A 13,826-nucleotide genomic window follows, 5' to 3' on the forward strand; every position below is an offset into this window, starting at 1 on the left:
GCCGTGGCCTTCGCGTCACCCCGTCCCGCTCGTGCCGGGACGGGCCCTCATCCCCAAGTCGCCGAGTAGTAGCGCTGATAGGCCTTGCGGTCCTGCTCCGCGCGGATGTACCGGGTCGCGACCAGCGCGATCAGACTCACCGCGATCACCAGCAGGCCGGGGCCGAGGTTGTCCGGGTCCGTGAGCACCGACAGCAGCGTCGAGTCCGTCGCGGCGCCCGCCACCGGAGCCGTCGAGCCCGGCAGGGCGGCGCCGGGAGCGATCGCACTGTGCGTGGCCGAGCCGGACGGGGCCGAGGAGGCGGCCGACGGGGACGTGCCCCCCTGGCCCGCGGCCTGCTTCGACACGATCAGCTGCACCCTCAGCCCCGACAGCGCCCTGGTCACCGGCTGGAAGAACGTGGTGCCGCCGGTCGTGCAGTCCCCGCTGCCGCCCGAGGTCACACCGAGAGCGATCCCCTCGGAGAACAACGGCCCGCCGCTGTCGCCCGGTTCGGCGCACACGTTCGTCTCGATCAGGCCCGTGACCGTGCCCTCGGGGTAGTTGACCGTCGCGTTCAGCGAGGTCACCGTTCCGTCGTGCAACCCGCTGGTGCTGCCGCTGCGGAACACCCGCTGCCCGACGGTCGGATCGGCCGCGCCCGTGATCCGCACCCCGTTGCCGTTGCCGATGGCCACGATGTCGGCACCGTCGCCCGCCCGGCCGCTCGCGTACTGCACCAGCGAGAAGTCGGCGCCGGGGAACGAACTGTCCACCGTCCTGCCGATCTGCTGGGTGGCCTGGTTGTCGGCGAACCACAGCGAACCGCTGGGCCCGCAGTGCCCGGCCGTCAGGATGAAGTCGCTCTGCCCGTTGGTCACGTTGAAGCCCGCCGAACAGCGGCCCCCGGTCGACAGGATCGGCTGGGCGCCGTTGAGCCGCGTGGTGAACGCGCCACCGGTGCGCTCCATCCGGACGAAACTGCCGATCCTGCCCGCCACTTGGGTCATCGCCGACCAGTCGGAAGCGGAGACCGTGCGGTCGGCCAGCACCACGACCTGGTTCGTGCGAGGGTCCACCGACCAGGCCGTGCCGGCCACCCGGGGCGCCGAACGCAGCGCCGTCGTGGCCGACTTCAGCTCGTTCATGCTGTGCCCGACCATCTTGGCCTCGGCACCCGCCTTGCGGACCTCGGCCGCCGCGGCCTCGTCGGTGACCGCCACGACCGGCTTGCCGTCGGCGCCGATCCAGCTGCCCGCCGTACGGGCGGTGCCCAGCCGCGACACGAGCTGCGCCCCGGTGTCCGCGACGGACTGCGCGGAGCTGCGCGGGACGGCGGACGCGGCCGGCTTCTCGCTCGCCATGGCCTGCGTCACCATCACCCCTCCCAGGAGGAGTCCGCCGACGGCCGTCAGTTGTGTCGCCCGCCGGACGACCCGTCGTCGTGCGTGCCTCATGCATGGCTCCCGAACCCCGAACGCGCGGTGGTCACACCGCGGGGCCCTCCGGTCGTCGAGCGCCCTGACTCCCATACGTACGCCGACCGGCGGGTGTTCACCGCGCGCAAGATCGGAACCGAACGCCCGGCTGCCGGGCGCGCCCCCCGGACGCATCGTTCCGGCACACCGTCCAGCGCCCTATCTTGTGCCCCATGACACGCATCCCGCACGTCACGCCCGCCGAGCCGAACCCCCTGCGCGCACTCACCCTCGACCGCCTGCGACGTCGGACCAGCATGAAGTGGCGCACCTACCCGCAGGACGTGCTGCCGCTGTGGGTGGCCGAGATGGACGTACCGCTCGCCGAACCGGTCGTACGCGCCGTCACCGACGCCATGGAGCTGGGCGACACCGGCTACCCCGCGGGCACCGCCTACGCCGAGGCGCTCTCCGCCTTCGCCGCCGCGCGATGGGGCTGGAACGGACTCGAGGTGGCGCGCACCGCGATCGTGCCGGACGTGATGCTGGGCGTGGTGGAGATGCTGCGGCTGGTGACCGGACCGGGTGACTCCGTCGTCGTCAACCCGCCCGTCTATCCGCCGTTCTTCCAGTTCGTCGGGCACATGGACCGGCGGCTGTGCGAGGCTCCGCTCGGCCCGGACCTGCGGCTGGACCTCGGCGCGCTGGAGGAGGCCTTCCGGCGGGCCGTGGCAGGCAACAGACCCGCCGCCTATCTGCTGTGCAGCCCGCACAACCCGACCGGCACGGTGCACACCGCCGCCGAGCTCACCGCGGTGGCCGCGCTCGCCGCACGGTACGGGGTGCGCGTGGTCGCCGACGAGATCCACGCCCCGCTGGTCGTCGAGGGCGTGGACTTCGTGCCGTATCTGAGCGTGCCGGGCGGGGAGAACGGTCTGTCGCTGATGTCGGCCTCCAAGGGCTGGAACCTCGCCGGGCTCAAGGCCGCCCTGGCCGTGGCGGGCCCCGCGGCCGCGGCCGACCTGGCCCGGCTGCCCGAGGAGGTGAGCCACGGCCCGAGCCATGTCGGCGTCCTCGCCCACACCGCCGCCCTGCGCGAGGGCACCGGCTGGCTGGACGCCCTGCTGGCCGGCCTCGACGACAACCGGCGCCTGCTCGCCGCACTCCTCGCCGAGCAGCTGCCCGCGATCGGGTACCGGCCGAGCGAGGCCACCTACCTCGCCTGGCTCGACTGCCGGGCGTTCGGCCTGCGCGACGATCCGGCGGAGGTCTTCCTGGAGCGCGGCCGGGTGGCCCTCAACTCCGGTACGGACTTCGGCACGGGCGGCACCGGCCACGTACGGCTGAACCTCGCGACCTCGCCCGAGGTGATCACGGAAGCCGTGCGCAGGATGGCGAAGGCCGTGACCTGACCGCCCGTGGCGCGGGTCCGTCGGTCCGCCGCGGCGGTGGCACGGGCGGCTGCTTAGACTGCGCGGCATGGACGAGACGTCGGTGGCCCGGCTCGGTGCGGGCAAGTATCTGCTGATCACCAGTTACCGCAAGAACGGCACCGGTGTGCCGACCCCGGTGTGGGTGGTGCGGGACGGCGAGGACGCCCTGGGCGCCTGGACGGTCGTCGACTCCTGGAAGGTGAGGCGGATCCGGGCCCGCGCCGACGTCCTCGTCGGCCCGTGCGACGTGCGGGGCAACCCGACCGGTGACCCGGTCCCCGCCACCGCCGAGATCTGCGACGCCGCGACCACCGCCCGCTACCGGGACCTCATCGCCCGCAAGTACGGCATCCTCGGCCGGCTCACCCTCCTCGGCAGCCGCCTGCGGCGCGGGCCGGAGGGCACGGTCGGGATCCGGATCACCTTCCCCGGCTGAACCGGGAGCGGGCCGGCGGCACGACACGGCCGGCCCGCACCGGACGGGCCCTAGGGCGCGTCCAGCACCGTGCCGGTCAGCACCGGCCCGTCGCCCGGCTCACCGGAGTCGTCGGTCCACTGGAACCGCACCGACTCCTCGGGCTCGGCCACCTGGTCGCGCACGGTGGGCAGGCTCAGTTCCGCCTGGGTCCGGCCCGCGGGGACGGCCACCCAGAGGTACAGATGGTCCACCGCGGACAGTGGGCGCTCCGGGTCTGCGGACGCGCCGGTCATGTCCGCGAGCCAGGCCGGGTCGACGTCCTTGGTGGACAGTTCGGCGCCGCCGGACACCGGCCGTACCACGAAGGCGGCGTACGTGTCCGTGTCGGCGGGCTCCGACAGGGACAGGCGCCAGCGCAGCGGCTGACCCTCGGCCACCCGGTCCGCGACCGGCGTCGCCGACATCTTCGGCATCGGGTCGTCGTTGCGCACCAGGATGCCGCCGTGGGGCGTGCCGACCACCGCGCCCCGGACGGCCTTCACGAACACGTCGTGCGAGACGTCGTAGGAGAAGCGGGTGTTGCCCTGTACCCGCACCCGTACGTCGATGCCGTGTCCGCCCGGCCGGACCGTCACCAGCCGGTCCTTCGCCTTCCCGGTGACGGGGTCGACGACGTAGACCCGCACCTGGCCGCTGCCGTGACCCGACACCCGCACCGGCACCCGGTAGGTGCGCACGCCGGAGTCGCCCTCCCGCACGGTGGTGGTGCCGAGGTCGACGCGCGGCAGCGCGGACGCGCGCACGGCCGGGGTGCCCGGCCGCCAGGCCCAGGCGTCCATCAGCCAGGCCCGGCCCGACCGGGTCCGCGGGGTGAGACCGAGGGACTGCACCCGGCGCAGGTCGAGACCGGCGCGGGCGGCGGCCGTGAGCGGGACCCGTATCTCACGGGCCCAGTACGAGGAGGTCCGCTCCGTGCCCGGCAGACCGTCGACGCCGACCTGGCCGAGCGTGGCACGCCGGCCGGCGGTGTCGGTGACGGAGACGTCCAGCCGGGTGCCGTGGGTGCCGGGCGGCACGATCACCCGCAGCGTCAGCGCCTTCGCGCCGCTCAGCGAGACCGGCTTCGCGGGGCGTACCCGCGCCGTGTGGCCGGCCGAGGACCAGTGCAGGGCCACGGCCCTGCGGCCCTTCTCCGGGTCGACGAACCAGGGGACGAAGTGCGGCGAGGAGCCCTTCGTGGCCGAGCCGAGACAGGCCGCGGCCGGGTCGGGATCCACCGCCGAGCACAGCTTCGCGCCGGACACCGTCACCGCGCCGTCCGGCAGGAACCCCGCGCCCCGGTTCCCGCCCACCGCGTGGGTCAGCACCCGGGCGGGATCCGCCGAGGGGGCCCGCCGTCCCGTGCCGTCGAGCAGCCGGCGCGCGCGGTCGTCACCGGCGACGAACAGCCGGGCCGCGGTGGCGATGTAGGTGGCGCCGGCCCGGTGCTGCTGGTCGGCGGTCAGCCGGGTCGGGGCGTTCTTCGAGCACACCGGGTCCGGCTGTTCGGGGTCGTCCCAGAAGTCGTCCTCGGCGGGTGCCGCGGCCTGCCCCGGGGTCCACTCGCTGTTGAAGAAGTTGTGGTCGGCGCCGACCACGTAGACGGCGCTGTGCAGCGCGGCGTCCCGGCCGACACCGCGGGTGCCGTCGACGTACACCTCGCCCTGGAGGTCGGAGACGTCACCGTCGCAGCCCGGCAGGATGGTCGCCGAGGGCACGTCGGCCACCGGGTTCTGTCCGAAGACCGTCGGTCCGATCAGCACGGTGCCGCGGATGTGCCAGCGCACCGGTCCGCGATAGCCGTCCTGGGCGGCGGGCGGGGGGTAGAGACTGTCCATCGCGGCGCGGTTGACGCCTTCGCCGCCGCGCGAGTGACCGACGAGCAGGACCCGGGACAGGTCGGCCCGCGGTGCCCGGCGCACCACCGAGGGAGCGCCGGCCGGGTGGGCGGCCCAGCCGGCCCAGCGGGCCAGGTGCTGCCGGACCAGCGACGAACGGGCCTGCGCGCCGCCGTCGTCGGCGGCGAAGTCCTGGCCGTTGATGCCGTTCGCGGACACCGACACCGTCACATAGCCCTGGGACGCGAGGAGTTTCTGGTCGCGCAGATAGCCGCGGTAGCTCGGGATCGGCTTGGCGCCGGCGCGGCAGGGCCAGTCGCCGGTCGCGTCGGTCCCGGCGTAGCAGGTGGCGTGGCGGCCGTGCAGGAACAGCGCCAGCGGGCGCTTGCCGGCGGCACCCTTCGGTGCCACCACCACGGCGCGCATCTCGACCGGTGCGGCGAACCCGGGCAGTCGCACCGGGGCGAGGTCGTACTCGCCGGTGAGCGTGCGGTACGGCCCCGCCTTGCCGGGGTCGACCGAGCCCGCGGGCAGTGGGGCGGGCGGCTGCGCGGCGGCGACGGAGGGTATCCCGCCGGTGCCGTCACCGGGCGCGGTGGACGTGCCGGACGCGTCCAACCGGCGCCCACCGGCCTGCACTTGAAGGTCCGTCAGACCGGTGACGGGGGCACCGGCCAGGTCCAGCCGGAACGTCCTGCCGTCGCGGTCGGCGGACGGCACGCCGAGCAGTCTGCCCGCGGCGTGGAACTCGATACGCGCGTCCCCCATGGGCACGGGCACGGACGACCGCCAGACCAGGGCGCGCCCGTCACCCGCCCCGGTGACCCGCCAGCCCGGTGGCAGCGCGTCGTCGGACACGGCCGCCGACGGCCGGCTCTCGTGGGTCGGTCGGGCCTGCGCCAGTCCTGGTGATCCTGCCAGTGCCGCGAGCACTGCCACGGCGGCGATAGCGGTTCGCCGGGCACGGAACAATGTTCCCCTCCTCCAGCCTCGTGCGCGGGCGCCCCGTCCGTAACGGGGGCCTCTCGCCTACCGAAGGAGGGCAAAGAGAATCTGTGGGTTGCCTGTGTTGTGCGATCCGATGCGGCAACGGAGCGGGAACCGGCCATTCATGACCGTTTCGCAGGAGCCCCTCAGTGCCAGGCCCGGAAGGTCAGTGCCAGGCCCGGAAGGGCTCGTCGAGCAGCTGGAAGACGGGCTCGCCCCGGACCGGGTCCTTGGCCGTGGACAGCCGTACGCGGTCGCCGCTGTGGATGCCGATGAGCGGTCCCATCACCCGGCCCCGGACGACGAAGCCCTCGGCCATCTCGATGAGCGACACATTGCGCGCGGCGGGGGTGTTGCGGTGCACCACCGTGGCGTGGCGCACGGTGCCCGTGCCCTCGCTGCGTTCGGTGCGCAGGTCGCCGCCCTGGCACGCCGGACACAGCAGCCGGTGGTACATCGCGGTGCCGCACCAGGTGCAGCGCTGGTAGAGGATCGTCTCGGTGTTCGCGGCCGCCGGTTCGAGCACGCCCGTGGCGGAGCCGGTTCCCTGCTGAACTGCGCTTCCTGAGTGGTGGTACACGCTGTCAACTCCCTGCGCCGGGCCGGAAACCGCGTGCCCGGAACGCCCGGGCACGCCCGTGCGCGGTTCGGTCGTGCCACCGCGCACGGCCACAGCGTATGGCACTGAGTGTCACTCGTAAAGGCACTCGGTACCCCAAAATTGCGGGGGAGTCAGTCGCGGGCCAGCGTGGTCTCGATCTCCTGCACCACGCGCCACAGGGGTGCCCCGCGCCGGGAGACGACCACGACGACGTCCTCCTGGTCCGCGGCCGGGAGCCCGGCGGCCGGCCCCGACGGCCGGGCGAAGGTCTCCTGGACATGGCCGAGGGCGTGGTCCACCGCGGCCCCGGCGTCGTCCTTCCCGTCCGAACGCAGCCAGGAGCGCAGCGCGTTGTTGTGCGCCGCGACCACGGCGGCCGCGATCACGTCGGCCCGCAGGGTGCCGTCCGGCCGGCCGGCGAAGCGGGCGCGCAGGTACGCGGCCAGGGCGCGTTCGTAGCGCCACACCACCGACAGTTCGTACGCCCGCAGCCCCGGCACCTGCTTGGTGAGGCGGTAGCGCTGCACGGAGAACGCCGGGTTCTCGGCGTACATCCGCAGCACGAGCCGGGCCGCGTCGCAGACCCGCCGCACGGGTTCGTCCTCGTCGCCGCTCGCGGCCAGGAAGGCCGTCATGTCGGCCAGGCAGCGCTCGTGGTCGGGGAAGACCACGTCCTCCTTGGAGGGGAAGTAGCGGAAGAACGACCGCCGGCCCACCCCGGCCAGCGCCACGATGTCGTCGACCGTCGTCTGTTCGTAGCCGCGCTCCAGGAACAACTGGAAGGCCGCCGCGACCAGGGCGTCCCGCATGGGCGGCTTCGCGGCCGCCTCCTCCGCCTTGTCACTGGAGCTCATGGAGGGGAACGTAGCACCTGGCCCACCAGGATGGCACTCAGTTCCCTCTCGTGGGGGAACTGAGTGTCCCCCGTGAAGACTCCGCGACCCTGGGCGTAACCTGCCTGCACCGCAGGACACCCGCCGCACCCCAGTACACCTGCTGCACCGCAGGACACCCCCTGCACCGCAGTGCACCCGCTCCCGAGGAGATCCCGGCATGCCCGCCGCCCGCCCCCGCGTCCTCTATGTCACCGATCTGGCGTACCCGGCCCGCGGGCGCCGCTACTGCGACGAGGACATCCTCCTCACCGCGCGGCTGCGCGCGGACTTCGACCTGGCCCTGTGCCATCCGCGGGACGCCGCCGCCCTGATGGACGCCTTCGACGCCGTCGTGGTCCGCAACAGCGGCCCGGTCCTGGCGTACCAGGAGCAGTACGACGCCTTCCGCGAGGGGGCGCTGCGCAGCGGCACCCGGGTCTACAACCCGCTCACCGGCAGCGCGGACATGGCCGGCAAGCAGTACCTCCTCGACCTGAGCGCCGCGGGCCTGCCGGTGATCCCCACCGTCGACCGCCCGGCCGACCTGGGGCGGCTGCCCGAGGCCGGGCACTACATCGTCAAGCCCAAGCTCGGCGCCGACTCCATAGGCCTGCGCACGGTCACCGCCGAGGAGCTGCCCGGCCTCGCCGACGGCACGGTCCTGGTCCAGCCGCGGATCGACTTCACGTACGAGGTCTCCTTCTACTTCGTCGACCACGACTTCCAGTACGCCCTGTACGCCCCGGACCCCGACCGGCGCTGGGAGCTGCGGCCGTACGAACCCACCGCCGAAGATCTGGAGTTCGCCCACCGCTTCATCGCCTGGAACACCCTCGACGCCGGCATCCAGCGCGTCGACGCCTGCCGCGCCCCCGACGGCAGCCTGCTGCTGGTCGAGCTGGAGGACCTCAACCCCTACCTCTCCCTCGACGCCCTCGACGAGGCACGGCGGGAGGCCTTCGTGGCCGCGATGGCGCGATCCCTGCACCGCTTCCTCGCGGGCTGAACCCGGGCACCGGCGCGCTCGTATCACTCCCCGGGGGCCCCGAGGTACCGAAGGAGAGCAGCGTGCCGACACCGCCCGAGCCCGGGGAGCCGTACGACCGCCCGGTCCTCGAACCGATCCGGGTCCTGCGCCCCCGCCGCACCGACGCGCTCGCCGAGCTGTTCCGCGAGATGACGCAGGACACCGCCTACGAGTCCGTGCCGGTGCGGGACGCCCCGGCCACGGCCGAGGCGGACACCCAGGAACTGCCGCCCTTCGACCATCGTCCGGCCTCGAAGGACGCCGGTCCGGGGCGGTACGGCACCGATCCGGGCGGGGGTGCCGAGCGGTTCGGCACCGGACCGGGCGGGGGTGCCGAGCGGTTCGGCACCGGACCCGGCTGGGGTGCGGGACAGCGTCGGGCCGCCATCGCCCTGGGCGTCTGCGCGGCGGCCCTCGTCGGCTTCGCCGGCGCCCTCCTGCTGCCCCGCATGAACGACGCCACCGCGGCCACGCCCGCCCCGGCCGCTTCCGCTCCGGCCGCAGCGGCGCCCGCCGACCCCGACGGCGCCGGCACCCTGCGCGAGGGCGACTCCGGCCCCGAGGTGACCGACCTCCAGCAGCGCCTGCTGCGCATTCCGAACGTGTACGACCACGGAGCCACCGACGGCCGCTACGGCGCCGACCTCACCGCGGCGGTGGCCCGCTTCCAGCTCTGGTACGGCATCCGGGGCGACGAGTCCGGTGTCTACGGCGACGACACCCGCCGCGATTTGGAGGCGCGGACGAGCGGCGGCTGACGGCCGGAGAATCGAACGCCGGGCAATAGCTGAGAAAAACGTCGTGATCGGGGTGCGGGGGCGGGCTCACGATGATCTCGGGGGCCGACGCGACGGGGCGGCCGGCCCGCCTCGAACGAAAGCCGTTGCGATGACCGGCTCCCGCATTCCGGGCCTGCTGCTGCCCGCCGTCTTCCTGCTCGCCCTCGCCGTGGGCGCGTTCTGGTACTGGAGGCACCGCGACGACGACTGATCGTCCGGCCGGTGCGGTCAGCGGGCGGACGCGCCGTGCTCCACGAGCGCCTCGGTGACCACCCGGACGCTGCGTGCGATGTGCTGGAGCTGCATGACCTCGGCCGCGTACAGCTTGATCGTGTGCTCGATGACCGACTCGGGCAGGCCCAGCCGCGGCAGATCGGCGCGCGCGGTCTGGAGCGCGGTGCGGGCGACCCGGATCTCCTGCTGGACCTGGATCATCGCGTGCCGGGCCAGGAGCACGGGGTGGCGCAGCAGCACCGGGTAGCTCGCGTAGCGGGCCGGAACGAGGTCCCGCAGCCACTTGGCCGCCGAGCGTTCCCAGTCGTAGCTGCCGGGCGTCTTGACCTGGCAGGGCCAGTCCGGGCTGATGCGCGTCGTCGTGAGAGCCATGATCATCGCTTCCGGGTGTGCGGCGTCGGGACGGGTGGTCCGACGAGGTGGGGCGGCTCCGGTCCAGGGGACGACCGGAGCCGCCACGGGCGCGCGCAGGCGACGCCCGACCGCGCCCCGGCGCCGACGTGGGTAGGGACGGCGGGCTCGGGGCGGGTGCGGCCGTGAGCAGTATTTATATATGCCGTCCGCTTTGCAAGGTGCATGAAAACATTCATGCGCGATCTGTTCTGAATGATCCGTGTGTGACGCCGTTTGGCCGCGGTGGACGTTCTGCCGTGCCGGGCCGCCGTCACTCCCGCAGGAAGAACTGGTGCTGCTCGGAGATCTGTTCGTACTCCTCCAGCCGCGCCTGGGTCCGTTCGGGCCCGGCGTCCGTCATCGCCTGGAGCAGCGCGGCGGCCAGCACGCCCGGTGCCGCGTAGGAGTCGAAGACCAGCCGGGAGCCGGTGCCGGTGGCGAAGGTGACGTCGGCCTCGTCGGCCAGCGCCCCCAGCGCCAGATCGGTGATCAGCACGACCTTCAGCCCCGCGCCCCGCGCGACCCGCAGCGCGGCCAGGGTCTCCTGCGCGTGCCGGGGCATCGAGAAGGCCAGCACCCAGGTGCCGCCCGCCGCACGGGACTGGAGCAGCGCGTCGTAGGCGACACTGCCGCCCAGGGTCACCAGCCGCACGTCCGGATGGACACGGCGTGCCGCGTACGCGAAGTACTCGGCCAGCGACACCGAGATGCGCAGCCCGAGCACCGTCAACGGTGACGACTCCGACAGTTCGCGGCCGATCTCGATGACCCGGTCGGGATCCGCGAAGTCGCGCCGCAGGTTCTCCAGGTTCTCGATCTCGGCGTCCACCGCCGCCTGGAGCTCGTTGCCCCGGTTCACCTCGTCCGCCGCGGAACCCCCGGCCAGGGTGCCCAGCGCGATCGCCTGGAGCTTCTCGCGCAGCGCGGGGTAGCCGCTGAAGCCCACCGCGGCCGCGAACCGCGTCACCGAGGGCTGGCTCACGCCCACCCGGTCGGCGAGGTCGGTGATCGACAGGAAGGCGGCCTCGGTGATGTGCTCGATCAGGTACTGCGCGATGCGCCGTTGCCCGGGAGACAGATGGGGCCCGTCGAAGAGCTCCCTGAGCCGGGAGGTGGGGGAGACCTCCGCCTGAGGGTCGGTCTTCCCCGACGTGATCGCCGATGCCTGTGCGCGCGCCTGCTGCAACGAGGGGGCCGGCGCGTCTTCTTTGTCTCCCACAGAGACTCAACATAGCTCACCCACCGCGGTGACCAGGGATTGTGGAGCAGGCTCGGGGGCTCAGCACACCGGTGCGGATATCCGGGCGCACCCCGGGCACCCGACGCCGAGGAACACCGACCCCGAGCAGGCAGGTGAACACACATGGGTGCGCTCAGCGCATGGGAACTGACTCTGGAACACCACTGGGAGGCCCTGTGGGCCCGCGTCGTCGGCAAGGAGCCGGTCGAGCTGCTCGCCGCGCTGCGCCGGGAGTGCGACGACCACGCCGTGGTGTGCAGCGAACGCCTCGTCGTGGTCCCCAACGCCTACGACGTCGAGCTGGACGCCGCCGTCCACGACGAACTGACGCGCCGGGACAGCCACGTGGGCCAGGCCCTGACCGACAGCCTGGCCCGGCACGCGGACCGCGAGGGCTACGTGTGGGCAGGGCCGCTCACGGTCCGTGTCGTGCGGTCCTCGCACCTGCCCAACGGCCGCTACCGGGTGGCCGGCCGGGCGACGGCCCACGTCGGCGCGGAGGCCGTCGCCGAGCAACCCCGGGACCGTCAGCGCCGGTAGATCGTGATCGAGTGACCGACCTCGTCGATCTCGTGGCTGCCGTGGATCAGCGCGGCCAGCCGGCCCGTCGCCTTGGCCACGGCCGAGTCGGACACGACCAGCAGCCCGTGCACGTCGGCGGCGGGCCGCCTGCGCGGATCGGCCGCGTGGATGCCGTAGTACGACGGCACCCCGCTGCCCTTGTACACCAGCCAGACCCGCTTGCCCGGGTAGTGATCGCGCAACCGGTCGGCCAGCGCGCCCAGGTCCTGGCCCCAGTCCACGTTGGAGTCGTGCAGCCGCAGATGGGTCTTGGCGGGCCCGCCGAACGCCTCGTTGGAGTAGGGCAGGTAGTACGGGAACGTGCGCATCGAGCTGACCGCCACGAACAGCACGAGCGTCCATGTCACCACCGGCGTCCACCGCAGGCGTACCGCCAGCGCGCAGCCCGCCGCCACCGCCAGGAACACCGGCATGAACAGCGCGTAGCGGGTGCCGAAGTCCCGCGACCCCAGCATGGCCGCGGCCAGCAGCGCGGCCGTCGGCGCGAGCAGATAGGGCGCGGCGGGCCGCAGCCGTCGTACCGTCACCAGCGCGAGCGCGCCCGCCGCCCACAGGGCCAGCATGCCCAGCGGCGTCTTCACCAGCAGCGCGGCGGGCAGGTAGTACCAGAGCGAGCCGGAGTACAGCCGCCCGAACAGGAAGCCCTGCCAGGGGGCGTTCTCGAAGGCGAACTGGATGCGCATCCCGTCCCGGTAGGCGTCCGGGAAAGGCATCAGGCGCACCAGGAGGCCGTGCAGTCCGTGCGCGGCGGGGACGGGCTGCTCGGGCGTCCACCGCAGCCGCGGATCGACCGCCAGATACGTCGCCCACACGACGGCGACGGCCGTCAGCGCCACCACGGTCATGCCCGCGACGGCTCCGATGAGCGCGCCGCGCCGGTCCGCGCCGAGCCGCGACAGCACGCCACGCCGGGCCGGGGGAGCGGCGGGGGCCGCGGGCGGTACGTCCACCCGGCGGCCGTGCCACACCCACACGGACCCGGCCGCCAGGGCCATCAGCACCGGAACCGCGGGCAGCGCGGACATCTTCGTGGCCAGCGCCGCGCCGAGCGCCACCCCGGACAGCGGCAGCCAGAGCCGCGGGCGCCGCCGGGCCCGCCACACCAGCCAGACCGAGGTGACCAGGAACCCGGTCACCGGGAGATCGAGCGTGGCGAGCGAACCCTGCGCGATCACATCGGGGGAGAAGGCGTACAGCGCGAGCGCCGCGACCGCGCCCCGCGCTCCGACCAGGTCCCGGGCGAAGCCGAACACGACCAGGCCGAACAGCAGGGTCAGCGTGATCACAGGCAGTCTCGCCCACAGCATCAGCCGCCAGGGGTCGTTCCCGGACTCGTACAGCAGATGGCGCCCGACCTGGCCCTGGTCACCGGTGAAGGCCAGGTCGACCTGCGGATCGGCCATCGCCACCCCGACCCCGACGATCAGCTTCCCGAGCGGCGGGTGCTCGGGGTTGTAGCGCAGCCGGTGCTCGTGCAGGGAGACCGCGGACGTGCCGACGTACACCGGTTCGTCGATGGTCGGGGTCTGCCGCAGGGCCGTGGTCACCATCGCCACGGCCATCTGGGCCAGCAGCACGGCCACGACCAGCGGCAGCACCCGGCGCCGGTGACGCCGCAGCCACCGTCGGGGCCGCCCCGCCGCCGTGGTCGGCCCGGCGGCCGCCGCACCGGTGGATTCCTCACGGTCGAGCACGACCGTCGTCTCTTCGCTCGCCATCATCCGCCCCGGCGTCCGCCCTGCGTGTGCCGGCGGGAGCGCTCCTGAGTCGCCGCATGGACGTACTCTGCCTCAGCTCCCGCCACGCAGGGCGGCACCGCTTCAGGAGTCGTACCGGCAGACCTTCCGCCGTGTGGACAGGTACGGCCCGCGGCGCGCCGGAGTTCAGCCCCCGCGCCCGCCCCGACCCCGCGCCCGCCCCGACCCCGCGCCCGCCCCGACCCCGCGCCCGCCCCGACCCCGCGCCCGCCCCGACCCCGCGCCC

The 13,826-nt window shown here is 73.6% G+C and carries 12 protein-coding genes; 5 read left to right on the forward strand and 7 right to left on the reverse strand.

Features of this window, described 5'->3' with window-relative positions; all coding sequences use genetic code 11:
- Positions 1-47: 47 nt before the first annotated feature.
- Positions 48-1,436: a S1 family peptidase gene (locus tag ABT085_RS33850; protein WP_351616754.1), complete on the reverse strand. Its 1,389-nt coding sequence runs from the start codon at positions 1,434-1,436 to the stop codon at positions 48-50.
- 194 nt (positions 1,437-1,630) lie between these two features.
- Here ABT085_RS33850 and ABT085_RS33855 point away from each other — a divergent pair, with 194 nt between their 5' ends.
- Positions 1,631-2,809, forward strand: coding sequence for a MalY/PatB family protein (locus tag ABT085_RS33855; protein ID WP_351616757.1), 1,179 nt, complete (start codon positions 1,631-1,633; stop codon positions 2,807-2,809).
- A gap of 67 nt (positions 2,810-2,876) precedes the next feature.
- Positions 2,877-3,266 carry a PPOX class F420-dependent oxidoreductase gene (locus ABT085_RS33860; RefSeq protein ID WP_351616760.1) on the forward strand — a complete coding sequence of 130 codons (390 nt, stop codon included), beginning with the start codon at positions 2,877-2,879 and terminating at the stop codon, positions 3,264-3,266.
- Positions 3,267-3,316: 50 nt separating this feature from the next.
- Here the strand turns inward: ABT085_RS33860 and ABT085_RS33865 are convergent, their stop codons facing one another.
- From ABT085_RS33865 to ABT085_RS33875, 3 genes are all read right to left on the reverse strand, one after another.
- Positions 3,317-6,097, reverse strand: a complete 2,781-nt coding sequence (locus tag ABT085_RS33865; protein ID WP_351616762.1) for a dienelactone hydrolase family protein — start codon at positions 6,095-6,097, stop codon at positions 3,317-3,319.
- A gap of 181 nt (positions 6,098-6,278) precedes the next feature.
- Complete coding sequence (locus ABT085_RS33870; protein ID WP_351616765.1) at positions 6,279-6,692, reverse strand: Zn-ribbon domain-containing OB-fold protein; 414 nt, start codon at positions 6,690-6,692, stop codon at positions 6,279-6,281.
- A gap of 152 nt (positions 6,693-6,844) precedes the next feature.
- Positions 6,845-7,567 carry a TetR family transcriptional regulator gene (locus ABT085_RS33875; protein WP_351616768.1) on the reverse strand — a complete coding sequence of 241 codons (723 nt, stop codon included), beginning with the start codon at positions 7,565-7,567 and terminating at the stop codon, positions 6,845-6,847.
- A 199-nt stretch (positions 7,568-7,766) separates the two neighbouring features.
- On the opposite strand from ABT085_RS33875, the gene ABT085_RS33880 reads away from it, so the two are divergent.
- Together ABT085_RS33880 and ABT085_RS33885 are read left to right on the forward strand one after the other, a co-directional pair.
- A complete protein-coding gene (locus ABT085_RS33880) occupies positions 7,767-8,594 on the forward strand; it encodes an ATP-grasp domain-containing protein (protein ID WP_351616771.1) in 828 nt (275 codons plus the stop codon).
- A 62-nt stretch (positions 8,595-8,656) separates the two neighbouring features.
- Complete coding sequence (locus ABT085_RS33885) at positions 8,657-9,373, forward strand: peptidoglycan-binding domain-containing protein (protein WP_351616773.1); 717 nt, start codon at positions 8,657-8,659, stop codon at positions 9,371-9,373.
- Between the two features lie 249 nt (positions 9,374-9,622).
- Here the strand turns inward: ABT085_RS33885 and ABT085_RS33890 are convergent, their stop codons facing one another.
- Positions 9,623-10,006, reverse strand: coding sequence for a hypothetical protein (locus ABT085_RS33890; RefSeq protein ID WP_351616776.1), 384 nt, complete (start codon positions 10,004-10,006; stop codon positions 9,623-9,625).
- A 286-nt stretch (positions 10,007-10,292) separates the two neighbouring features.
- Complete coding sequence (locus ABT085_RS33895; RefSeq protein ID WP_351616779.1) at positions 10,293-11,240, reverse strand: MurR/RpiR family transcriptional regulator; 948 nt, start codon at positions 11,238-11,240, stop codon at positions 10,293-10,295.
- A 144-nt stretch (positions 11,241-11,384) separates the two neighbouring features.
- On the opposite strand from ABT085_RS33895, the gene ABT085_RS33900 reads away from it, so the two are divergent.
- On the forward strand, positions 11,385-11,801 hold the full coding sequence (locus ABT085_RS33900; RefSeq protein ID WP_351616782.1) for a DUF3662 domain-containing protein: 417 nt from the start codon (positions 11,385-11,387) through the stop codon (positions 11,799-11,801).
- Here the strand turns inward: ABT085_RS33900 and ABT085_RS33905 are convergent.
- On the reverse strand, positions 11,789-13,564 hold the full coding sequence (locus ABT085_RS33905; RefSeq protein WP_502982866.1) for an ArnT family glycosyltransferase: 1,776 nt from the start codon (positions 13,562-13,564) through the stop codon (positions 11,789-11,791). The two genes, ABT085_RS33900 and ABT085_RS33905, sit on opposite strands and share 13 nt — an antisense overlap.
- Positions 13,565-13,826 lie beyond the last annotated feature (262 nt).

It is taken from the genome of Streptomyces sp. NPDC002265 (genome assembly GCF_040296125.1).
Taxonomy (GTDB): domain Bacteria; phylum Actinomycetota; class Actinomycetes; order Streptomycetales; family Streptomycetaceae; genus Streptomyces.

Excerpts from the sequence above, each read along its gene's own strand:
- ABT085_RS33875 (WP_351616768.1), bottom strand. The coding sequence starts at position 7,567 with ATGAGCTCCAGTGACAAGGCGGAGGAGGCGGCCGCGAAGCCGCCCATG.
- ABT085_RS33900 (WP_351616782.1), top strand. The coding sequence starts at position 11,385 with ATGGGTGCGCTCAGCGCATGGGAACTGACTCTGGAACACCACTGGGAG.
- ABT085_RS33860 (WP_351616760.1), top strand. The coding sequence starts at position 2,877 with ATGGACGAGACGTCGGTGGCCCGGCTCGGTGCGGGCAAGTATCTGCTG.
- ABT085_RS33905 (WP_502982866.1), bottom strand. The coding sequence starts at position 13,564 with ATGATGGCGAGCGAAGAGACGACGGTCGTGCTCGACCGTGAGGAATCC.
- ABT085_RS33850 (WP_351616754.1), bottom strand. The coding sequence starts at position 1,436 with ATGAGGCACGCACGACGACGGGTCGTCCGGCGGGCGACACAACTGACG.
- ABT085_RS33880 (WP_351616771.1), top strand. The coding sequence starts at position 7,767 with ATGCCCGCCGCCCGCCCCCGCGTCCTCTATGTCACCGATCTGGCGTAC.
- ABT085_RS33890 (WP_351616776.1), bottom strand. The coding sequence starts at position 10,006 with ATGATCATGGCTCTCACGACGACGCGCATCAGCCCGGACTGGCCCTGC.
- ABT085_RS33855 (WP_351616757.1), top strand. The coding sequence starts at position 1,631 with ATGACACGCATCCCGCACGTCACGCCCGCCGAGCCGAACCCCCTGCGC.